General features: G+C 30.9%; 23 protein-coding genes. 12 read left to right on the top strand and 11 right to left on the bottom strand.

What is annotated here, in order from left to right:
• Window positions 1-18: 18 nt before the first annotated feature.
• Both Q4Q40_RS15775 and Q4Q40_RS15770 read left to right on the top strand, forming a co-directional pair.
• Window positions 19-615 carry an RNA polymerase sigma factor gene (locus Q4Q40_RS15775; RefSeq protein WP_303302868.1) on the top strand — a complete coding sequence of 199 codons (597 nt, stop codon included), beginning with the start codon at window positions 19-21 and terminating at the stop codon, window positions 613-615.
• A gap of 4 nt (window positions 616-619) precedes the next feature.
• Window positions 620-1,147, top strand: a complete 528-nt coding sequence (locus Q4Q40_RS15770) for a hypothetical protein (RefSeq protein WP_303302867.1) — start codon at window positions 620-622, stop codon at window positions 1,145-1,147.
• A gap of 31 nt (window positions 1,148-1,178) precedes the next feature.
• Here Q4Q40_RS15770 and Q4Q40_RS15765 read toward each other — a convergent pair whose 3' ends face one another.
• Genes Q4Q40_RS15765 through Q4Q40_RS15755 form a run of 3 tightly spaced genes read right to left on the bottom strand, consistent with a single transcriptional unit; the run spans window position 1,179 to window position 3,084 of the window.
• Complete coding sequence (locus Q4Q40_RS15765; protein WP_303302866.1) at window positions 1,179-2,051, bottom strand: endonuclease/exonuclease/phosphatase family protein; 873 nt, start codon at window positions 2,049-2,051, stop codon at window positions 1,179-1,181.
• Window positions 2,051-2,596, bottom strand: coding sequence for a YciI family protein (locus tag Q4Q40_RS15760; protein WP_303302865.1), 546 nt, complete (start codon window positions 2,594-2,596; stop codon window positions 2,051-2,053). Before Q4Q40_RS15760 ends, Q4Q40_RS15765 begins: the two co-directional genes overlap by 1 nt.
• 17 nt (window positions 2,597-2,613) lie before the next feature.
• Entirely contained in the window at window positions 2,614-3,084 is a 471-nt protein-coding gene (locus tag Q4Q40_RS15755; protein WP_303302863.1) for a CYTH domain-containing protein, read from the bottom strand.
• Window positions 3,085-3,174: 90 nt separating this feature from the next.
• Between Q4Q40_RS15755 and dinB the strand changes: the two genes are divergently transcribed.
• The 6 genes from dinB to Q4Q40_RS15725 all read left to right on the top strand — a co-directional run bounded on the left by dinB (window position 3,175) and on the right by Q4Q40_RS15725 (window position 8,030).
• The gene (dinB, locus tag Q4Q40_RS15750; protein WP_303302862.1) at window positions 3,175-4,272 is read left to right on the top strand and encodes a DNA polymerase IV; all 1,098 of its coding nucleotides are present in this window, start codon (window positions 3,175-3,177) and stop codon (window positions 4,270-4,272) included.
• 136 nt (window positions 4,273-4,408) lie between these two features.
• Window positions 4,409-4,975, top strand: a complete 567-nt coding sequence (locus Q4Q40_RS15745) for an RNA polymerase sigma factor (protein WP_303302861.1) — start codon at window positions 4,409-4,411, stop codon at window positions 4,973-4,975.
• An 8-nt stretch (window positions 4,976-4,983) separates the two neighbouring features.
• Complete coding sequence (locus Q4Q40_RS15740) at window positions 4,984-5,451, top strand: hypothetical protein (protein WP_303302860.1); 468 nt, start codon at window positions 4,984-4,986, stop codon at window positions 5,449-5,451.
• 28 nt (window positions 5,452-5,479) lie between these two features.
• Window positions 5,480-6,364, top strand: a complete 885-nt coding sequence (locus Q4Q40_RS15735) for a hypothetical protein (protein ID WP_303302859.1) — start codon at window positions 5,480-5,482, stop codon at window positions 6,362-6,364.
• A gap of 172 nt (window positions 6,365-6,536) precedes the next feature.
• A complete protein-coding gene (locus Q4Q40_RS15730; protein ID WP_303302858.1) occupies window positions 6,537-6,992 on the top strand; it encodes a hypothetical protein in 456 nt (151 codons plus the stop codon).
• 165 nt (window positions 6,993-7,157) lie between these two features.
• The gene (locus Q4Q40_RS15725; protein ID WP_303302857.1) at window positions 7,158-8,030 is read left to right on the top strand and encodes a hypothetical protein; all 873 of its coding nucleotides are present in this window, start codon (window positions 7,158-7,160) and stop codon (window positions 8,028-8,030) included.
• An 86-nt stretch (window positions 8,031-8,116) separates the two neighbouring features.
• Here the strand turns inward: Q4Q40_RS15725 and pyk are convergent, their stop codons facing one another.
• From pyk to Q4Q40_RS15700, 5 genes are all read right to left on the bottom strand, one after another.
• Window positions 8,117-9,559 (bottom strand): pyruvate kinase, encoded by a 1,443-nt coding sequence (gene pyk / locus Q4Q40_RS15720; RefSeq protein WP_303302856.1) that lies wholly within the window; start codon window positions 9,557-9,559, stop codon window positions 8,117-8,119.
• On the bottom strand, window positions 9,559-10,044 hold the full coding sequence (locus Q4Q40_RS15715; RefSeq protein ID WP_303302855.1) for an IPExxxVDY family protein: 486 nt from the start codon (window positions 10,042-10,044) through the stop codon (window positions 9,559-9,561). The genes pyk and Q4Q40_RS15715 overlap by 1 nt, the downstream gene beginning before the upstream one ends.
• A 120-nt stretch (window positions 10,045-10,164) precedes the next feature.
• Window positions 10,165-10,905 carry a ribonuclease III gene (gene rnc / locus Q4Q40_RS15710; RefSeq protein WP_303302854.1) on the bottom strand — a complete coding sequence of 247 codons (741 nt, stop codon included), beginning with the start codon at window positions 10,903-10,905 and terminating at the stop codon, window positions 10,165-10,167.
• A gap of 98 nt (window positions 10,906-11,003) precedes the next feature.
• On the bottom strand, window positions 11,004-12,254 hold the full coding sequence (fabF, locus tag Q4Q40_RS15705) for a beta-ketoacyl-ACP synthase II (protein WP_303302852.1): 1,251 nt from the start codon (window positions 12,252-12,254) through the stop codon (window positions 11,004-11,006).
• Window positions 12,255-12,265: 11 nt separating this feature from the next.
• Entirely contained in the window at window positions 12,266-12,499 is a 234-nt protein-coding gene (locus tag Q4Q40_RS15700; protein ID WP_008269813.1) for an acyl carrier protein, read from the bottom strand.
• Window positions 12,500-12,773: 274 nt separating this feature from the next.
• On the opposite strand from Q4Q40_RS15700, the gene purN reads away from it, so the two are divergent.
• Window positions 12,774-13,340 (top strand): phosphoribosylglycinamide formyltransferase, encoded by a 567-nt coding sequence (gene purN, locus Q4Q40_RS15695; RefSeq protein WP_303302851.1) that lies wholly within the window; start codon window positions 12,774-12,776, stop codon window positions 13,338-13,340.
• The gene (locus Q4Q40_RS15690; RefSeq protein WP_303302850.1) at window positions 13,333-13,971 is read left to right on the top strand and encodes a ribonuclease H1 domain-containing protein; all 639 of its coding nucleotides are present in this window, start codon (window positions 13,333-13,335) and stop codon (window positions 13,969-13,971) included. The genes purN and Q4Q40_RS15690 overlap by 8 nt, the downstream gene beginning before the upstream one ends.
• Window positions 13,972-13,973: 2 nt before the next feature.
• On the opposite strand, the gene Q4Q40_RS15685 is transcribed toward Q4Q40_RS15690, so the two are convergent.
• Both Q4Q40_RS15685 and Q4Q40_RS15680 read right to left on the bottom strand, forming a co-directional pair.
• Window positions 13,974-14,723, bottom strand: a complete 750-nt coding sequence (locus Q4Q40_RS15685; protein WP_303302849.1) for a LytR/AlgR family response regulator transcription factor — start codon at window positions 14,721-14,723, stop codon at window positions 13,974-13,976.
• Window positions 14,723-16,144, bottom strand: coding sequence for a sensor histidine kinase (locus Q4Q40_RS15680; RefSeq protein WP_303302848.1), 1,422 nt, complete (start codon window positions 16,142-16,144; stop codon window positions 14,723-14,725). Before Q4Q40_RS15680 ends, Q4Q40_RS15685 begins: the two co-directional genes overlap by 1 nt.
• 202 nt (window positions 16,145-16,346) lie before the next feature.
• Between Q4Q40_RS15680 and Q4Q40_RS15675 the strand changes: the two genes are divergently transcribed.
• Both Q4Q40_RS15675 and Q4Q40_RS15670 read left to right on the top strand, forming a co-directional pair.
• Complete coding sequence (locus Q4Q40_RS15675) at window positions 16,347-17,273, top strand: PfkB family carbohydrate kinase (protein ID WP_303302847.1); 927 nt, start codon at window positions 16,347-16,349, stop codon at window positions 17,271-17,273.
• 98 nt (window positions 17,274-17,371) lie between these two features.
• A complete protein-coding gene (locus Q4Q40_RS15670; RefSeq protein ID WP_303302846.1) occupies window positions 17,372-19,270 on the top strand; it encodes an amidophosphoribosyltransferase in 1,899 nt (632 codons plus the stop codon).
• A gap of 1,076 nt (window positions 19,271-20,346) precedes the next feature.
• On the opposite strand, the gene Q4Q40_RS15665 is transcribed toward Q4Q40_RS15670, so the two are convergent.
• Window positions 20,347-20,955: a superoxide dismutase gene (locus Q4Q40_RS15665; protein ID WP_303302845.1), complete on the bottom strand. Its 609-nt coding sequence runs from the start codon at window positions 20,953-20,955 to the stop codon at window positions 20,347-20,349.
• Window positions 20,956-21,023 lie beyond the last annotated feature (68 nt).

Raw genomic sequence — 21,023 nt, 5'->3', positions numbered from 1 at the left:
TTAAAACAGATCACTATATTGGATTTTCAATTTGGAATTAATTATAATAACAAATCTGATGAAGAATTGATGGTCTTTATAATTAAAGGAAAAGAAAAAGCTTTTAATGAACTCTATGAGAGATATTCAAAAAGGCTGTTTCTTTTCTTTTATCAAAAACTCTATCAAAACAATGATAAAGCCCAAGATTTATTACAGGATTTATTTTTGAAAGTAATTGAAAAGGCAGAAGCATTTGATCATACTAAGAATTTTTCTGTATGGATATATAGTATTGCCTATAATATGTGTAAAAATGAATATAGAAACAATAGTATAAAAGCAGACAAGACCATAAGTTTAGATCTTGAAAATGTAAATAAAAAAACAGTTCCTGCCACTATAATAAATATTGAGAACAACCACTCTTTATTCAAAAAATGTTTAGATATTGAACTAGAAAAGTTAAATAAAAAACATAGCTTAGCATTTACTTTAAGACATCAAGACAATTTGTCTATTAAAGAAATTAGTGACATTATGGAATGCTCAGAAGGGACAGTAAAATCGAGATTATTTTATGCTTCAAAAAAACTAGCGGTAACATTAAAAAAGTTTAATTCGGACAAATATTAAAGTTATGAAGTTAACCATAGAAGAACTATTATTAAAAAAGAATTTTTCAAACCTCTCATTTGAAGAAAAACAATTTGTTCTATCCAAAATATCAGATACCGAGTATAGTGAGCTTCGTTTTCTTTTAACTAATTCTAAAGAATCTTTTAAAAGAGATTTTGAAGCATTAAAAGTAAATGATTCAACAAAAGAAAAACTATCAATAGCTTTCAAGAAAAAATATATAAAAGAAAAAATACAACCTGTTCATGTGATTTTTTGGAACAATTATAAAAATATTATAAAACCAGTACTTTCTCTGGGTGTTATTATGATTCCTGTGATGCTAACAATAAATAACACGTTAAAAAACAACGCCTTACTATCTGATATAAATAATGTAACAACCTTTCTAAATGAAAAAAAGGAATTTTTAAAAATTAATAATAAGCATTCTTCAGATTTAATAGATAGTAACAAATTTTATAAAGACTCTATTCTTGAAATGAATAATTACCTTCGTATAAACACAGAAGGCTTGTATCTGAATTAATAAAAAAAGAAGTATTTTTATTTCGAATTAATTACTTTCTGATAAACGTTTTTACCATACTATGGTCGGATTTAAAGGTGTTTATTTTTTTCGCTTTAAGAATTTTTAAATCTTTCGATACCCAAATGTGATCGAGTGAAAGCAAAGGAATATTCCAAAACCAAGTCTCTCTAAACCCGTTCCCTTTTTCAGTAAATGCATGATTAAACCTCTTTTTAACATTATCTAAATATTTAGACTCATAAGGCACATTAAAATCTCCTAAAACAACCGTGTTTTTTGTTTGCGTAATAGACTTATCAACAAACTCTAAACCCCATGCTCTGGGAACATCAAGACTTGCTGATACATCCACCGCATAGAAGTTAATCCCTTGTGTCTTAAAATTTATAAGTGTTGTACTTAATTTTGAAGATAATACGTCTAATATTTCAATAGGTTGTGTAGAAAATACTCCTATTTCTTCAGTTTTATGCTTATAAAAGTAATATTCAGGATATTCTAATATCATATCTTGTAGTAATTCACCGTGGTATTCAACTAAAACTACAACATCTGGAATGTTTTCGGTCTCTTCAAATACATCTTCAAATTCTCTATAGTGAGATGCATTCCAAAAAACAATTTCTAAGTCTGTTTCCTTAATATCATCTGCAATATGGATTTTAAAACTTCTTCCTAACCAGACAATTAATAAAATCCCTGCTAATGTTAGATGATACTTTCTTTTTTTTATAAAAATAGAAAGTATTAAAACGATAAGGATAATTATAGGTATAGGGAACGTATAAAAGTATAAAGACGCCTGAAAACCACTTTCTTTTATAACAAAATGAATAATCAATAATGCTACAATTATTATAGCATTACTAACACGAAATAGGAGCCTTAAAAGTTTTAACATTACCGTAAAGGAAACCCTTTTCCTGCCCACCACGGGTGTATTTCAATTTCTAATCGTCCTGCTTTTACCATGGGATCTGCATTTGCTAAACTATCTGCCATTTTTAATGAGGGTACATTATAAATAGTAACCCCGCGGATATCTCCCTCATCATCAAAAGGTCCAGAAATATCTGCATATCCTAACTCATACATTTTGGTTAAATGTGCTAAATGTTCTTTTTGTAAAAAGGCTGTTTCCTCTTCATTTTGCACTCTAATAGGTCCTGTTTTTAAAAATGCCATAAAATATTGCTGCATTAAAATAGTGTCTTGAGTCTTTTCATCAACATAATCAAAAACCTTGAAGCCCTTTGCTATAAGCTCTTCTTTAACCTGTTTTGCTGATTTTTTAATGGGTTCTTGAACAACATCTATTACTGAATCTACTTTTTCTTCTATTACTTCAGATACCTTTTCATCAATATCAGACATAGATGCTTTTACGTCTTCTTTACATGAGAAAAATATACATGCAAAAAGTATTGGTATTATTAAATTTTTCATAATGATAACTTTTTAAGTTAGAGCCAAGTTTTATATGATTGTTTACTTAATTGCGAATTGTAATATTTTATATCTCCTGTTACTTCTTCTCCCAGCCAGAAAGGTTTTTCAAAAGCCTCATTTTCATTTTCTAATTCAACTTCTGCAACAACTAAACCTTTATTGTCGCCAAAAAATTCATCTACTTCAAAAATATGATTTTTAATCTTTACTTCATAACGAATCTTATCAATAACTCCTAATTCGCAAATATTCAATAATGATTCTGCTTCCTCTTTAGATATTTCTTTTTCCCATTCAAATCTTGAGAGTCCGTCTTGTGATGATTGTCCTTTAACTGTTATATATCCTATATCTCCTTTCAATCTAACACGAACTGTCCTTTTTTTATGGGTGTTTAAAAACCCTTGAATAATTCTGGTACTCTTAAATGCTTCATCTTTATAGGCATTTGATGTCACTAAAAATTTACGTTCTATTTCTATCATTTATTATCTAATTCAAATTAATACGCCTCTTAAAATTCAATAATTACAAGAGGCCATAATAAAAAGACATTTAATGCCTAAATTTACAGTATGTCTGGCGATTTACCAATACGAAAAATTATTCATGTGGATATGGATGCGTTTTATGCTTCTGTTGCTCAAATGGATAATCCTGATCTTAAAGGTAAACCTATTGCTGTTGGAGGCGGTGGAAAACGAGGTGTTGTTAGTGCTGCTAGCTATGAAGCTAGAAAGTTTGGTGTAAAAAGTGCCATGGCTGGAAATTTAGCTGCAAAATTGTGCCCCGAACTCATTTTTGTAAAAGCAAATTTTGAACGCTATTCGGAAATCTCTAAAAAAGTTAAGAGTATCTTTTATGATTATACAGATCTAGTGGAGCCACTTTCTTTAGATGAAGCTTATTTAGATGTTACCGAAAACAAAAAAGGAAACCCAAGCGCTTCTTTAATTGCTAAAGAAATTCGTGAGCGTATTTTTAAAGAAGTTGGTTTAACGGCTTCGGCTGGCATTTCTATTAATAAATTTATTGCCAAAGTTGCAAGTGACTACAACAAACCTAACGGACAAAAAACAGTAAACCCAGAAGAGGCTATTGAATTTTTAGAAAAATTAGATATTCGAAAATTTTACGGGGTTGGTAAAGTCACTGCCGAAAAAATGTATCAAAAAGGCATTTTCACAGGTTTGGATTTAAAAGGAAAATCGCTAGAATATCTTGATAAAAACTTTGGCAAGTCTGGACGCTATTATTACTATCTGGTTAGAGGCATTCATAATAGCGAGGTAAAACCTAATCGCATAAGAAAATCATTAGCTGCCGAGCGTACATTTAGTAAAAACTTATCAAGTGAGGTTTTTATGTTCGAAAAACTTGAACACATTGCTGAAGAGGTTTCGCGACGTTTAAAGAAAAGTAAAGTTGCAGGAAAAACAGTAACATTAAAAATAAAATATAGCGATTTCACATTACAAACTAGAAGTAAAACATTGCACTATTTTATAAGTGACATGAGTATTATTTTAGAAACTGCTAAAGATTTGTTATATCAAGAAAAACTGAGTAATTCAGTACGTTTATTGGGTATTTCAATGTCAAACTTAAATACAGAAGCTAAGAAAAAACCTGAACAAAAAAGCGTGAGTGTTCAGTTAAAATTCGAGTTTTAAACAGTTATTATAAAAGTTAAAAACACTTCAAATTAAAACAATTTATAAACTATTTTCGTTTTTAAAGGTCTAACTAAAAATGCTATTGTTTAACCTGTATTTACTACAAATACATTAGTCCTTATTAATCAAATCTTTGATCGACGAGTCTATTTTTTTAAACGAATTAACAAGTAATAAGCATAAAGAAAAAGCATTTTCAAAATTGCTCGATCTTTATCAAGAGCGCTTATATTGGCATATTCGTAAACTAGTAATTACACATGAAAATGCAAACGATGTACTTCAAAATACGTTTTTAAGAATTTACAAAAGCTTACCTAATTTTAAACAAAAAAGCTCTTTACATACTTGGATGTATAAAATTGCATATAATGAATCCCTTCGTTTTATAGAAAAAAACAAGAAAAGACAAAACGTTTCAATTGACGATATTAATAATACATATCTGGAAAATTTAGCAAGTGATACTTTTTTTGATAGTAATGATATGCAATTAAGGCTACACCGTATTTTATCTGAACTTCCTAAAAAACAAAGGCAAATATTTCAAATGAAATATTTTGATGATTTAAAATTTAGAGAAATAGCCGATATTTTGGGAATAAAAGAAGGCACTTTAAAATCTTCTTATTACAATTCGGTTAAGCACATTGAAAAAAATATACTCTCTGTTGAACTTTTCACAAAAAAACAGGTCTAAAATAAACGATGGGAACAAAAAACAATAACATAACTCCTGAAAAACAACCAAACAATCAAAATTTGTTTGATAAAAACATACGAGAATTGCATAGTAATGAATTAGGGCTAGGCATTCCAGAAAATTATTTCTCTAAATCTAAACAGGAGATCCTATCTAAAGTTTTAGATAAAAAAGAAAAAGAGAAACCAATTTTCTTTTTAAGAAAATCATTTGTTTGGTATGCTGCGGCATCAATTATATTATTGATTGCTATAACATTAATTAAACCAAATCGCGGTCTGCAAATTAATGATATTCAAACAATTGTTTTGGATACTATTAAACAGTTAGATCCAGAAAAAATCACCGATAAAACCAATGTATTATCAGAAAGTGATATTTTAATTACATCTCTTTTTATAGAAGAAAATAACATTGACGAATTTATAGACAACTATGTTTTAGAAGAAGCTTTATTTGATGAAGCTTTATAACACTAATTAATTTAAAACCTCTTATATTATGAAAAAGAACAAATTTAATATAGCTTTTGCTATAGTAACAATTACTTTAGGCCTTTTTTCTTGTACCGATGACACCTCCCAAAATCAAAGTACTAGTGCCGTAGAACTTGTTACACTTGAAGCCTCTGTTGAGGAAGTAGAATCGGTAGTAGATACTTACAGTTTGTACGCATTAAGTTCTCTGGAGTTTGAATCTACAACAGATGTTACAGGTAAAACCAGCTCTGGAAAAACGAAGCTAGGAAAAGGCTGTAAAGATAGATCTGGTTTTTTTCCTGACTGTGCTGTATTTGAAGAAGTAACCGAAGGTGATGTTACAACAACTACCATATCTTTTCCAGATGATTGTGAAGATCGTAACGGAGACATTATATCTGGAACCATTACTATTGTAAAGTCCACCTTAGATACAGACAAAAGTCGTACAATTACATTTGATGTTTTTACAGTTAACGGCTATGTTACAAATGGAACAAAAACTCATGAATATACTGCTGAAAACGAAAATGGCAATCCACAAATAGAAGGTTCTGTTAATATAACAATAGAAACTGATGAAGGCACTATAACAAAGGCAGGAACACGCTTAGTAGAAGTAACAGCTGGAAGCGACACAGATACTCATAAGGATGATGAAAAAACGATTACTGGATCATATTCATTTACAGATGCTGAAGAAAACACAAAAACTGTTGAAATAACAACAGCATTAATTAAACCAGCAGCATGTAAGTATATTGCAGAAGGTATTAAAGAATATACAGAAGCTGGCGAAACATCTATTTTAGATTATGGTGATGGTACTTGCGATAACTTAGCTACGCTAACAGAAGCTGACGAGACAGTTACAGAAATTGAATTAAAGAGAAAAAGAAAACGCTAAAACATTCTGTTTCGTTTGAAATAAAAAATTCAAGAATTTTGTATTTTACCGTACCCAGAACTGCCAAAAAAGGCAATCCTGATAGCTTCAAAGGAGAGATGTAATAGGAAACCCTGCCTTTGCCAACAGGCAGGCCCAACCCAAGGGGTTGGAGAATTTTTAGATTAAAGACATGAAATTTGTAAAAAAAATTAAATTACTAATGCTCGGTATATTCATAAGCATCATGGGTTTAGGGGCTCAAGAAGACATTCTTAAAGAGAGTTTAACTACAGAGCAAAACAAACTTATGGAAGAGCAACGTACTTTAATTAAAACAAATAGAAACGCTTTTAAATCTAGTCTAACAGCTGAACAGTTAGCTATTTTAGAAAATGTAACCCTTTCAAAACAAGAAAGACGTGAGGCATTAATAAAAACTTTTACTGAAGACCAAAAGTTTTTATTAGAAGAAAATAAAGCTAAAGTAAATAGGCTAAAGGAACAATTTAGGGCAACACTTACTACAGAACAACGGCAGCAAATACGTACTAGGTCGAAAAATCGAAGAGGAGAAGACAGGAATGAATTGCGCGAATCTGTAAAAAGCGATAGAATGAAAAAAAGAAAACAAAAAGATAATGGTTGATTAATAGCTTTTTACTTCTTAAATATATCTTTAGTTTTCTAGAATAAGTGGTTGAATGCATTCAACCACTTTTCTGCGTTATATACATATTTAATAAAATATGTATATAATTTTGACACCAACAAACATGTTAAATACGTAATTAAGATTTATAAAAAATACTAAATGGAAAAAGTCTTCATGACATTTTTAATATTATCAAGTGGTTTATCTGCATATTCACAAGAAAAACCGAATTCTAACGAAGACGAAGAAATCGATGAGATTATTGATAGTTTGTTGGATGATGAGGGTATTTTAGATGAACTGATAGATGTTAATTTTCAATTTTTATATGTATCTGTTAATTACAATAGCGATACCTATTTTTCTGGAAGAGATATTGGCATTAATCAATACAATTTAAGACCACAAATTACCTATATGCATTCTAAAGGTTTTGTGGCTAGTGCCTCAGGAGTATATTATAATGAGTTTGTTCCAAAATGGGATTACACAGCCCTAACACTTGGGTATGGTAAAAATATAGGTAAGAAAAAATTGCTTAGATTATACACTTCTTATTCAAGATATATTTATTCAAGTGGTGTAGATAACCCTTTCGAAAACACATTAACCTTAGGGGCTGGTATTAAAAACAAACAACGCACTATAGGTACACAGCTTTCTTGTACTTATTTATTTGGAAGAGATGATTCGTTTCAAATTTCATCAACAAGTTACGCGTCGCTTAAATTATTTAAAACAAAAAGAAGTAGCTTAAAATTAAGACCAGAGCTAAATATGGTTATTGGGAAACAAACCTTCGAATTAGGACAAATTTATATACAAAATGGCGTCGTAACTACTGAGTATTTAGAAAACGATGCCTTTGGTTTAATCAATACTCAAATTAATTTTCCATTAGAGTTTAGTACGAATGCTTTTGACTTCGAACTTGGGTATAATATAAATTTACCTTCAGCTATAGGTACTGAATCTAACTTAAACACTACAGGGTTTTTTAATTTTTCTGTAGCATATATGTTTGATTTGTAACTTTATATTATAACTTATATAAAACATTGCCCCTATTTAGCTTTTCTAAATAGGGGCAATGTTTAAATATTTAAATACTGAATTTATTAAAAATTACAAGAATCTATTTCGGTAACACGCAACGTGTTTACCATCCCTCTATCTTTAATTGGCATTGCCGCTAAACTAATAAGCATATCACCTTCTTCTAAATAGCCTTTTTTACATGCAATCGCGTTTACATCTTCAATAGTTTCATCTGTGCTTACGAATTTATCGTAGTAAAAAGCACGAACGCCCCAAAGTAAACTAAGGCGTGTTAAAATACGTTTATTAGAAGTAAAAACTAAAATATGACATGATGGTCTCCATGCTGAAATTTGAAATGCTGTATATCCACTATTTGTTAATGTTGAAATAGCTTTTGCATTTATTTCATTTGCCATGTTGGCAGCATGGTAACAAATAGATTTTGTTATATAACGGTTCGTACGAATATGTGGTGGTAATTGTGGTACTTTAATTAGATTTGAATCCTCTACACTTTTAAGGATATCAGACATTTGCTTTATAACTTCTACAGGGTAACTACCAACCGATGTTTCGCCAGATAACATAACGGCATCAGCGCCATCCATAACTGAATTTGCAACATCGTTTACCTCTGCTCTTGTTGGTGTTAAACTAGAAATCATAGTCTCCATCATTTGGGTTGCTATAATTACTGGAATTCTTGCTTTTTTAGCACGTAATACTAATTGTTTTTGAATAAGCGGTACTTCCTCTGCAGGAACCTCAACACCTAAATCACCACGGGCTACCATAATACCATCGCAATGTGTTACAATCTTATCGATATTTTCTACAGCTTCAGGTTTTTCAATCTTAGCTATAATAGGTATTTTATGTTCACTATGCTTATTTATTAAATCACGTAACTGCATTAAATCTTCTGCATGGCGAACAAACGATAAAGCAATCCAATCTACATCTAGGCTAATTGCAAAAATAGCATCTTCAATATCTTTTTCGGTTAAAGCAGGTTGTGAAATATCTGTATTAGGAAGATTCACCCCTTTTTTAGATTTAAGCGGGCCACCTTGAATAACACGAGCAACAACTTCGCTCTTTTTATCTGTTGAAACAACTTCAAACATTAATTTCCCATCATCTAAAAGGATACGTTCCCCTGGTTTAGCATCTTGAGGAAACCTTTCATAGGTCATATAAACGCGCTCTTTTGTGCCTTCAAAACGCTCTCCTGTAGCAAATGTAATTTCATCACCAGGATTCACAACAACTTCCTCTTTCATAACACCAACACGAAGTTTAGGGCCTTGTAAATCTGCTAAAACCGCAGCAGTAAAACCGAATTCTTCATTTAAATCTCGTATCATTTTAATACGTTCGGTTACATCTTTATAATCGGCATGAGAAAAGTTTATTCTAAATACATTAACGCCTTCTTCAAGCATTCCTTTTAGAACTTCTTTTGTACTTGTAGCAGGTCCTAATGTTGCTACTATTTTCGTTTTCTTTGTTGTTGACATTAGCTAAAAATTAAATTGTCTTTGGATTTTAATTGATTGATATCAATATTGTAAGCTGTGGCAATTTGAGGTGCTTTTAATACATTATTTAGAATATATTTTTCTTTACTAGAATCGATTTCGTTATCTATTTTTAAAAAATAATTAACCGTTTTATATTCTGGTATTAAATATGCTGTCCTCGTTATTTTTTCTTCAGAATCAAATAATGACTCATTCCTTCTTTGCCTATAATCTTCTGTTTTACAAACATTGGAAACTAAATTCCAAATAGTTTGTTGTTTATTATCTTCCCATTCAAAAATTGAGTAAGTTGATTTTTTATTTTGATAATCTAAATCTAGTGGCTTTCTAACTAGGCTTATTCCTAAATGTTTATTTAAAAGATACGCTAAACGATAATCTTCGAGTGTACAGTGAATTGCTATTAAAGTATATAAATCTTCTTCAAAAACATTATCCAGAATAAGCTTGTGTACAGCCATAACTTATATTAATCGCTGTAAATATAGTCTATAAAACGTTCAATTGAAAAACGTTTAACCTAATCTTAATAACAAAATAAGCGAAAACGTTGTAGTATTCCCTTTTATCTAAAATACATTTTAAAGCATTTTAGATATCTTATTTTGAAATGCAAAAAAAGCACGTTTAGAAGCTTTCTCTTCTGCTTTTTTCTTTGATGTTGCTCGTGCTTTCGCAACAATTTTTTGATCTATAGATAATTTTACCGAAAAATGCCGAACATCATCATTACCTGTATCTTCATAAACATTATAGTTAAATGTTTTCTTCTCTTTTTGACACCATTCAATAAGTAAGCTTTTATAACTAATAACTTTACCTTCTAAGGTTTCTATATCTACATAGGGAATAATAACACGTTTGTATATAAACTTTTCACAAAACTTATAGCCTCTATCAAGAAAAATAGCACCGATTAAAGCTTCAAAAATATTGCCGTGAATATTGTCTCCAAACTGTCCTGGAGGAATTTTACTCTCTACTAAGTCTATTAAGTGTAAGTCTCTGCCTAATTCGTTTAAATGCTCTCTACTTACAATTTTAGAGCGCATTTTAGTTAAATACCCTTCATCGCCGCTAGGTACTTGTAAATATAAATGTGATGCAATTACAGCACTTAATGTAGCATCTCCCAAAAACTCTAGCCGTTCATAATTAATAGCATTCCCTTTACTATCTCTTATATTCATTGAACGATGGGTAAATGCTGTTTTGTAGAACTTAATATGTTTAGCTTTAAACCCAAGAATTTTAGTTAATTGCATAAAAAAATTCCCGTTGCGTTTAAAACGGGAATTTAATATGTTACGAATGTTTTTCATCTGATTTTTAATATATTATTTTAATGTCAGATGTAATAAACCATGTTTCATTTTACTGTAAAATTTAATTTATCATTATGGTTTATTTCATTCGGGATTTAATCTATTTTCTTGAATACTACACAAGCGTTGTGTCCGCCAAATCCAAATGTATTACTCATAGCTACTTTAACGTCACGCTTTTGAGCCTTGTTTAAGGTTAAATTTAATTCAGGATCAATTTTTTCATCTACTGTAGTATGGTTAATTGTTGGAGGTACAAGACCATTTTCCATTGCCAATATAACCGAAATAGCTTCAATAGCGCCCGCAGCACCCAATAAGTGCCCGGTCATTGATTTTGTTGAATTAATATTTATATTCTTAGCATGATCTCCAAAAACTTTAGAAATAGCTTTAAGTTCGGCCACATCCCCTAAAGGTGTAGAAGTTCCATGAGTATTTATATGGTCTACATCTTCTGGTTTTAGTCCTGCATTTTCTAAACAGTTCTTCATGACCTCAACAACACCAATACCTTCTGGATGCGGAGCTGTCATGTGATATGCATCAGATGACAATCCTCCTCCTGCAACCTCAGCATATATTTTTGCTCCTCTTGCCTTGGCATGTTCATACTCTTCTAAAATTAAAGCACCTGCTCCTTCTCCTAAAACAAAACCATCTCTGGTTCCATCAAATGGTCTTGAAGCTGTTTCTGGGCTTTCATTTCTAGTGGATAGTGCATGCATAGCATTAAAACCTCCCATTCCAGCAATAGTAACCGCTGCTTCACTTCCTCCTGTAACGACTACATCACAATACCCTAAACGTATAGAGTTTAAAGCATCGAACATAGCATTTGCAGAAGAAGCACATGCAGAAACTGTTGTGTAATTTGGCCCCATAAATCCATGTTTTATGGAAATGTTGGCCGGTGCAATATCTGCGATCATTTTCGGAATAAAGAATGGATTAAACCTTGGAGTTCCATCGCCTTCGGCAAAGTTTAAAACTTCTTGCTGAAAGGTTTCTAAACCTCCAATTCCTGCTCCCCATATAACACCTACTCGCAACTTATTTATCTCATCTAGATTTAATTTAGCGTCTGCAATAGCCTCATCTGAAGCTACCATAGCATATTGCGCAAATTTATCCATCTTACGAGCCTCTTTTCTATCAAGAAAATCGGTTGCATTAAAACCTTTTAATTCGCAAGCGAACTTCGTTTTAAATTTCTCGGTGTCATAATATGTTATAGGCGCAGCACCGCTTTTACCACTAATAAGTCCTTCCCAAAAATCTTCTTTGGTGTTACCTATAGGTGTTAAAGCCCCTAATCCTGTGACTACAACTCGCTTTAGTTCCATAAAGTGTATTCTTATTTTGCCTCTTCTATATAAGAAATAGCTTGACCAACTGTAGCAATGTTTTCAGCTTGATCGTCCGGTATTTGAATATCAAATTCTTTTTCGAATTCCATTATTAATTCAACAGTATCCAATGAGTCCGCTCCTAAATCGTTTGTGAAGCTTGCTTCCGTTACAACTTCGTTCTCATCAACTCCCAATTTGTCTACGATAATCGCTTTTACTCTTGATGCAATGTCTGACATAATATTTTAATTTTAAATTTTAATTAGTTGGCAAAAATAAAAAACTTTATTTTTAAAACACATCTTTAATAAAAAAATGTGTTTGTAATTTACTAAAATTAGTTTTAAGTATTTATATTTTACCTTCAAATTGTTAATAATTATTCTTTTTTTTGTTCGAATAATTTAACATTACAATCTGAAAATGAAATGAGCTTGAACAATTTTGCTGAACATTCTTTGAATTTGATCTACCAATTACGTCTAACATTAATTTAAAAATATAAACCAATAGATGAAACGTATTGTAATTTTTGCGTCCGGAAGTGGTACTAATGCTGAAAATCTAATTAAGTTTTTTCACAACAGCGATAATGCATCTGTTATTCAGGTTCTTACAAACAATCCCCATGCCAAAGTTTTAGACCGCGCTAAAAAGCTAAAAGTAAGTGCGCTTTCTTTTAATAACATCGCGCTTACAAAAACAAACGACGTATTAAATATTTTAAAGGCATCTCAACCAGATTTAATTGTTCTGGCAGGGTTTTTATGGAAATTCCCCGAGTCTATTTTGGAAAGGTTTCCTAATAAAGTAATTAATGTCCATCCAGCTTTATTGCCAAAATACGGAGGTAAAGGCATGTATGGTATGAATGTACACAAAGCTGTAGTAGCTAATAATGAAGTTGAAACTGGCATTACTATTCATTATGTGAATGAAAATTATGACGAAGGTGCCATTATTTTTCAAGCAACATGTGATGTTAATACTTCTGATACAGCTGAAGATGTTGCTACAAAAATTCATGAATTAGAAATGGAACATTTTCCTAAAGTGGTCGAAAAACTATTAAATGTCTAAAAAAAAGAAATATTACACTGTTTGGAAAGGGCACCACATTGGTGTTTTTGAATCTTGGAAGGATTGCAAAGCACAAATTAAAGATTTTCAAGGTGCCCAATATAAATCGTTTTTAACATTTGAAGCTGCAAAAAAAGCTTTAAAAGGGAACTATAAAGATTATATTGGAAAATCTTCAAAATTTAAAAGTGAGCTCTCGAAAGAACAATTAAATAAAATAGGGCAACCCAACTACAACTCTATTTCGGTTGATGCTGCTTCAAGCGGAAATCCAGGGAAGATGGAATATCGTGGTGTTGATACTAAAACAAAAAAGCAACTTTTTATCCAAGGTCCTTTTAAAGAAGGAACGAATAACATTGGAGAGTTTTTAGCTATTGTTCATGGTTTAGCTTTTCTTAAAAAAAACAATAGTGATCGTATTTTATATACAGATTCTAAAACAGCTATGAGTTGGGTAAAAAAGAAAAAATGTAATACTAAATTAGAACAAAACAGTAAAAACAAAGCCCTTTTTGAATTGATCGACAGGGCTATCGACTGGTTAAAAAACAACACTTACAAAACTGTTATTGTAAAATGGGAAACCAAAGCTTGGGGTGAAATTCCTGCAGATTTTGGAAGAAAATAGTATTATGCTCCGCCGTCGATCCATTTTTTAAAATCCTTTACACGCTCTCTACTTACAATAATCTCACATTCATTATAAGAACTTAAAACTAACCTTAATCTACTATTAGAATATGAAACAATATTTTTAATGGCATTTATGTTAACAATAAACTTCCTGCTAATTTGAAAAAAAACAGCAGGATTTAATTCACTTTCAAGATCTATTAATGCTGAATTTAGAATATAATTAAATTCATTTGAACGTAAATATGTAATATTATTTGAACTAAAAAAACATTCAACAGCATCTACATCAATCAGTTTTATTTTTTTTCCGAGTTTAACCGCAAACTTATTTTTAAATACAGAGATATTATATTCTTGAACAGCTTCTTTTAAAACCAATAGCTCACTTTCATTCTTACTAAAAACTGTTGCTTTTTTAATAGCTTTTTTTAATTGTTCTTTATTAATTGGCTTTAGCAAATAGGACACACTATTATAATCGAATGCTTTTATACTATATTCACTAAAAGCGGTAGTAAATACTATAACACTTTTTATTTCTACGTGTTTAAAAATTTCGAAACACAAACCGTCTGAAAGATGAACATCAAGAAACAAAATATCCGGATGTTTGTTTTCTTTAAACCATTTGATAGTAGATTTTACTGAGACCAAATTTGCTAAGATCTCATAATTATAATCAGATAACATACGCTGCAACCTCCTACTTGACAACAACTCGTCTTCTATAATCACAACTTTCATTAGTTTTCTATTTTTAATAAAGGTAATTTAATGGTATAATACTGTTCATCATTAATTATCATCACTTTTTCATCCGTAAAAAAGGCGTATCTATTTATAATATTCTTTAATCCTGTTTGTTTTCCTTTTCCAACATCTTCTTTTGGGTTTTTATTGTTTTTAACAACTAAATAATCTCCCTCAATAACCATCTCAATACATATATAAGATTCCATGCTTATCTCATTATGCTTGATTACATTTTCAAACACTTGCTGTAATGCCATTGGTAATATATAATATTCAGAAAAATCCTCTGTTCTGTCTGTAAAGGTCATAGCGTTCTCAAATCTTACTTGTAATAACTCTAGGTACTCTTTAGCAAATACTAACTCGTCTTTCAACAATACCAAATCTTGATTTTCTTGATTTAAAAAATACCTGTAAACATGAGATAGTTTCTCTGAAAATTGAATGGCTCTTTCTTGATCTTCTTCTATTAATCCGGTTAACACACTAATATTATTAAACAAAAAATGAGGACTTAGTTGTGCTTTTAATTGTCGATATTTTAGAGAAGCTGTAACTCCTATTTGTTTTAAGTTTTGTTTTTGTTTTTTGTTTTCTTTAAAAATAAAATAAGAATGAATGGTTAACGTAATAAACAAGAAATACGAACCCTCCATAATTACAGATCGAATATAAAAAACTAAAGAAAAAGAAGGAAAATATTTCGATAAATCGAAAGCAAATGGTCTTAAAAGAACATAAAACAACAAAGGCAGTAATAGGATATTAATTAAATAAGCCAAAACAACTACGACCCTCTTATTGTATTTAAATCTTATTACCAGAAACATAAATACTGCTGCACAAACTCCACTAATTGTAACAGATAACATATAATTTATTGGTAACGAATATCCTTTCAAAACACTAACAATTAAAACATACAAAACACTAATGATCAACCATATAAACATGCTAGTTGTTACAGATAAGCTAATATTTTTATTGGTTCTTTTTCTATCATTCTTATTAACTATCAAATAATAGATCAATGAGCTAAAAACTAATAAAATTATTGCTGTTATTCCATTAAACAAACTTCCTTTATTCCAAAAGGGAATCGGAGTATGATCAGTTTTATAGAATGTAATTGTTAAATAAAATATTATATAGATCGCTATAAACGATAAGCATGCAGGTTTTATAATTGTTTTGATTATTCTTCTCAACTCTTTATACTCATTCATTTTAAAATAATAAATTGAAAAAAAGCAAGGGAAAAAAATTAAGGATAATGATAGCGGAGCTACTTCTTTATAAATATCTAAAACCCTTTCTATTCCATTAAATAAAATGGAAATAATAAACCCAATCGCGTTTACCATAACACTAACAATACTTGCATATTTAAATGCTTTTAAAAACTTGCTCATAATTTTTATTTCTAAATTATTACTTGAACCCGCATTATGCTGGTTGAACAAAAATGAGTAATCAATATCTACTATAAAAAGGAAAGTTAGTGAATTGTTGATCTATAATAGTGAGTTGTTAAAAGTTACATTTTTCTCAAAAAAAATATTCTTGAATTCGTGCTTAAAAGACTTATCTTTGCAGAAAATTATCAGGTTTTTTATGAGTAAATTAGTAATAGTAGGCTCAGTCGCATTTGATGCTATTGAAACGCCTTTCGGTAAAACCGATAAAATCCTAGGTGGCGCCGCTACTTATATTGGTTTATCTGCTTCACAATTTAATGTAGACTCTGCAATAGTATCTATTACTGGTGGAGACTTTCCTCAAGAGTATTTAGATTTATTATTAAATAAAGGCATAGACCTTTCAGGAATTGAAATAGTTAAAGAGGGGAAAACGTTTTTTTGGAGTGGTCGTTACCATAACGATATGAATTCTCGTGACACACTAGTTACAGAATTAAACACACTTGCCGATTTCAACCCTATAGTTCCGGAAAACTACCGCGATGCCGAAATTGTTATGCTAGGAAATTTACATCCTTTAGTACAACAAAGTGTTTTAGACCAAATGACAACAAAACCTAAATTAGTAGTTTTAGATACTATGAATTTTTGGATGGACTGCGCTTTGGAAGATTTGCATAACGTTATTAAAAATGTAGATATCATTACCATAAATGATGAAGAGGCAAGACAATTAACAGGAGAGTATTCTTTGGTTGTTGCAGCTAGAAAGATTCATAATATGGGGCCTAAATATGTTGTTATTAAAAAAGGAGAGCACGGCGCTTTATTATTTCATAATGATAATGTGTTTTATGCTCCTGCTTTACCTTTAGAAGAAGTTTTTGATCCAACAGGTGCAGGAGATACGTTTGCTGGAGGTTTTGCTGGATACATTGCAAAAACGGGTGATACTTCTTTTGAGAATATGAAAAACGCTGTTATCTATGGTTCTACCTTAGCATCATTTTGTGTAGAGCGATTTGGAACAGAGCGTATACAGGATTTATCAAAGGAAGAAGTTCATCAGCGATTGTTACAATTTAAGGAACTAACGCAGTTTGAAATAAAATTAACATAATACGAACGCGCTCTAAAATAGAGCGCGTTTTTAAATTAAGAATTTATCATTTCTTCACCTCAAAGAGCGTGTCGAATTAAAAGCGAAAAAAAGCACATATGAGTGATGCCTTAAAACATGAATGTGGAATAGCAGTTATAAGACTTTTAAAACCACTGGAATATTATAAAGAAAAATACGGAAGTGCATTTTATGGTGTAAACAAAATGTATCTAATGATGGAGAAACAACACAATCGTGGTCAAGATGGTGCTGGTTTTGCAAGTATTAAGTTAGATACAAAACCAGGGGAACGCTATATAAGTAGAGTCCGTTCTATTGCACAGCAGCCTATTCAAGATATTTTTGGTAAGATAAACGAAAGAATAAACAACGAATTAACTGCTCACCCTGAATACGCTAACAATGTCGCTTTACAAAAACAACATATCCCATATATTGGAGAGGTATTATTAGGCCATGTTCGTTATGGTACTTTTGGTAAAAACAGCGTAGAAAGCGTGCATCCTTTTTTAAGGCAAAACAACTGGATGCATAGAAATTTAATAATGGCAGGAAACTTTAACATGACAAACGTTAAAGAGCTTTTTGCTAATCTTCTTGAATTAGGGCAGCATCCAAAAGAATATACCGACACCATAACTATTATGGAAAAAATTGGTCACTTTTTAGATGATGCCGTAAGCAAAATATACAAAGATCTAAAAAAAGAAGGCTATAATAAGAGAGAGGCTTCGCCGCTTATTGCAGAACGACTTAAAGTTGCTAAAATACTAAAACGTGCTGCAAAAAACTGGGACGGTGGTTACGCTATGGCAGGACTTATTGGTCATGGCGATTCTTTTGTTTTAAGAGACCCAGCAGGTATTCGCCCAGCATATTATTATAAAGACGATGAAATTGTTGTTGTTGCATCAGAACGACCTGTAATTCAAACCGTTTTTAATGTAAACTTTAAAGACGTAAAAGAATTAGATCCAGGACAAGCTATTATTATTAAAAAATCTGGAGAAGTACGCTTTAAACAAATATTAGAGCCCTTAGAAAGAAAATCTTGTTCATTTGAACGTATCTACTTTTCTAGAGGTAGTGATGCTGAAATATATCAAGAACGTAAAATGCTTGGTAAGTTATTGATGCCAAAAGTGCTTGAGGCTATTGATAATGATACTAGGAATACTGTTTTCTCTTATATCCCAAACACAGCAGAAACATCATTTTTTGGAATGATCGAAACTGCCGAAGCTTATATAAACCAGAAGAAAACCCGCACCATTTTAAACGGACAACGTTCTTTATCTGCCGAAAAGGTAACCGAAATCTTATCGGAGCATACTCGAATTGAAAAAATTGCTATAAAGGATGTTAAACTTAGAACGTTTATTACTGAAGATAGTAGTCGTGACGACTTAGTGGCTCACGTTTACGATGTTACTTATGGTGTAATAAAACCTGAAGACAATTTAGTTATTATTGACGACAGTATAGTTAGAGGAACCACATTAAAGATGAGTATTTTAAAAATGCTTGATCGTTTAAATCCTAAAAAAATTATTGTGGTGTCTTCTGCGCCACAAATTCGATATCCGGATTGTTATGGTATAGATATGGCTAATCTTGAAAGCTTAGTTGCTTTTAGAGCTGCTTTAGACTTACTAAAGGATGCAAACAAATATCATATTGTAGAAGACGTATACAAAAAGTGTATTGGGCAAAAAGATTTAGATGATAAGCATGTACAAAATTTTGTAAAAGAGATTTATGATCCTTTTACTGATGAAGAAATCTCAGATAAAATTTCTAAACTATTAAGTGATAAAAGTATTAAAGCTGAAGTTAAAATTATTTTTCAACCAGTCGAAAATTTGCATAAAGCATGCCCTGGTCATTTAGGTGATTGGTATTTTACAGGAAATTATCCTACTCCAGGAGGGAATAGAGTTGTAAATAGAGCATTTATTAACTTTTATGAAGGCAATAATGAACGCGCTTATTAGTTTTAAATTGTAAATATTTTCTGCTTAATCTGCACAAAAATGCACTTAATCTAAAAAATACGCAGTTTATCTAAAAAATAATCGGAATACCTAAAATACATATAACTTGGTCTCACCATAACATAAGTAGGTTAAGTTCATGGTAGATTTGGGGCAAAAAAAGGTGAACATCTGTTCGCCTTTTTTTATGCAATTTAGTTTCTTTTCTGAACCCGTTTCAAAAAATTATTTCTTATCTCTTTTCACTTAATAACAGCTTTAAAAAATCGTTTAATCCAATATATCAGCCGTTTAACTAAAATATTCTATCAATTCTATATAAGCTATATATATTTGACTCACCATAACATAAGTAGGTTAAGTTCATGGTAGATTTGGGGCAAAAAAAGGTGAACATCTGTTCACCTTTTTTTATACAATTTAGTTTCTTTTCTGAACGCGTTTCATCTGAATTCATTTCAAAAAATTATTTTTTTATCTCTTTTTTCTTAATAATGTTTTCCCAAAATCGTTTAAGCCAATATATCAGCCGTTTAACTAAAATATTTTATCAATCTCTACAAGATATATATATTTGTCTCACCATAACATAAGTAGGTTAAGTTCATGGTAGATTTGGGGCAAAAAGGTGAACATTCGTTCACCTTTTTCATTTTTATATCTTATTATTATTTTACCATTTACTCATTTTCGTTTACCACAGTACACAATCATTGTTTCAGACCATCTATCTGTTTCAAACCTTAGTTATAAGCTATCTATCTTATATATAGAAATAAACTAGGAGCGCCAAGAGAGTGCCTTCTTTTCAATCTAGCCTTTTAATCAATTCAATATCTGTGTCCAAACTGGTAATTTAAAGATGTGTATTGTCCAATGGAGAATTATTTGTTCCCATATTGTAATTGTAAATAAAACGTGCGTTATTAAGTAAAATAGATTCTAAGTGCAGTCAGATAAATGATGATACAGTAAACTATTTGAATGTTAAGGCGTGAAGCTTTAATTTAAAGCACAAAAAAAAACGCCTGGTAAATACCAGGCGTTTTTATAAAATAATTTTTTATGATAACTCTTTATTTTGCTTCAGCGTAACGTCTTTCAACCTCATTCCAATTAATAACACTAAAAAAGGCATTAATATAATCTGGACGTCTGTTTTGATAGTTTAAATAATAAGCGTGCTCCCAAACATCAATACCTAAAATAGGGGTGCCTCCACAACTAACTCCTGGCATTAATGGATTGTCTTGATTTGGCGTAGAACAAACTTCTACTTTACCTCCTTTATGTACACACAACCAAGCCCAACCTGAACCAAAACGTGTTCCTGCAGCTTTAGAAAAAGCAGCTTTAAAATCATCAACAGAACCATAAGCAGCTTCTATAGCATCTTTTAATTCTCCAGATAAATATCCTTTTCCTTCTGGGTTCATTACTTCCCAAAATAATGAGTGATTGTAAAAACCGCCACCATTATTTCTCACAGCACCATTATTCATATCCAAATTCCCAAGTATATCTTCAATAGATTTTCCTTCTAAATCTGTTCCAGCAATGGCATTATTTAAATTGTTTGTATATCCTTGATGGTGTTTAGAATGATGTATCTCCATAGTACGAGCATCAATATGAGGTTCTAATGCATCATACGCATATGCTAATTTCGGTAATTCGAAAGCCATAGTTTTTTGTTTTAAAAATATTAATATTTAATTTCTCCCAAATTTACATATAAAACAGTTCAATTAAA

This window comes from Flavivirga jejuensis (assembly GCF_030540765.1).
GTDB lineage: Bacteria > Bacteroidota > Bacteroidia > Flavobacteriales > Flavobacteriaceae > Flavivirga > Flavivirga jejuensis.
This window is presented reverse-complemented; position numbering and strand designations above follow the sequence as displayed.

What these genes read in the sequence shown, in the direction of transcription:
- Q4Q40_RS15685 (WP_303302849.1), bottom strand. Translation starts at nt 14,723, where the DNA reads ATGAAAGTTGTGATTATAGAAGACGAGTTGTTGTCAAGTAGGAGGTTG.
- Q4Q40_RS15740 (WP_303302860.1), top strand. Translation starts at nt 4,984, where the DNA reads ATGGGAACAAAAAACAATAACATAACTCCTGAAAAACAACCAAACAAT.
- fabF (WP_303302852.1), bottom strand. Translation starts at nt 12,254, where the DNA reads ATGGAACTAAAGCGAGTTGTAGTCACAGGATTAGGGGCTTTAACACCT.
- Q4Q40_RS15770 (WP_303302867.1), top strand. Translation starts at nt 620, where the DNA reads ATGAAGTTAACCATAGAAGAACTATTATTAAAAAAGAATTTTTCAAAC.
- Q4Q40_RS15735 (WP_303302859.1), top strand. Translation starts at nt 5,480, where the DNA reads ATGAAAAAGAACAAATTTAATATAGCTTTTGCTATAGTAACAATTACT.
- Q4Q40_RS15675 (WP_303302847.1), top strand. Translation starts at nt 16,347, where the DNA reads ATGAGTAAATTAGTAATAGTAGGCTCAGTCGCATTTGATGCTATTGAA.
- rnc (WP_303302854.1), bottom strand. Translation starts at nt 10,905, where the DNA reads ATGAAAAACATTCGTAACATATTAAATTCCCGTTTTAAACGCAACGGG.
- Q4Q40_RS15760 (WP_303302865.1), bottom strand. Translation starts at nt 2,596, where the DNA reads ATGAAAAATTTAATAATACCAATACTTTTTGCATGTATATTTTTCTCA.
- Q4Q40_RS15765 (WP_303302866.1), bottom strand. Translation starts at nt 2,051, where the DNA reads ATGTTAAAACTTTTAAGGCTCCTATTTCGTGTTAGTAATGCTATAATA.
- purN (WP_303302851.1), top strand. Translation starts at nt 12,774, where the DNA reads ATGAAACGTATTGTAATTTTTGCGTCCGGAAGTGGTACTAATGCTGAA.
- Q4Q40_RS15700 (WP_008269813.1), bottom strand. Translation starts at nt 12,499, where the DNA reads ATGTCAGACATTGCATCAAGAGTAAAAGCGATTATCGTAGACAAATTG.
- pyk (WP_303302856.1), bottom strand. Translation starts at nt 9,559, where the DNA reads ATGTCAACAACAAAGAAAACGAAAATAGTAGCAACATTAGGACCTGCT.
- Q4Q40_RS15730 (WP_303302858.1), top strand. Translation starts at nt 6,537, where the DNA reads ATGAAATTTGTAAAAAAAATTAAATTACTAATGCTCGGTATATTCATA.
- Q4Q40_RS15690 (WP_303302850.1), top strand. Translation starts at nt 13,333, where the DNA reads ATGTCTAAAAAAAAGAAATATTACACTGTTTGGAAAGGGCACCACATT.
- Q4Q40_RS15715 (WP_303302855.1), bottom strand. Translation starts at nt 10,044, where the DNA reads ATGGCTGTACACAAGCTTATTCTGGATAATGTTTTTGAAGAAGATTTA.
- Q4Q40_RS15665 (WP_303302845.1), bottom strand. Translation starts at nt 20,955, where the DNA reads ATGGCTTTCGAATTACCGAAATTAGCATATGCGTATGATGCATTAGAA.
- Q4Q40_RS15755 (WP_303302863.1), bottom strand. Translation starts at nt 3,084, where the DNA reads ATGATAGAAATAGAACGTAAATTTTTAGTGACATCAAATGCCTATAAA.
- Q4Q40_RS15680 (WP_303302848.1), bottom strand. Translation starts at nt 16,144, where the DNA reads ATGAGCAAGTTTTTAAAAGCATTTAAATATGCAAGTATTGTTAGTGTT.
- Q4Q40_RS15725 (WP_303302857.1), top strand. Translation starts at nt 7,158, where the DNA reads ATGGAAAAAGTCTTCATGACATTTTTAATATTATCAAGTGGTTTATCT.
- dinB (WP_303302862.1), top strand. Translation starts at nt 3,175, where the DNA reads ATGTCTGGCGATTTACCAATACGAAAAATTATTCATGTGGATATGGAT.
- Q4Q40_RS15670 (WP_303302846.1), top strand. Translation starts at nt 17,372, where the DNA reads ATGAGTGATGCCTTAAAACATGAATGTGGAATAGCAGTTATAAGACTT.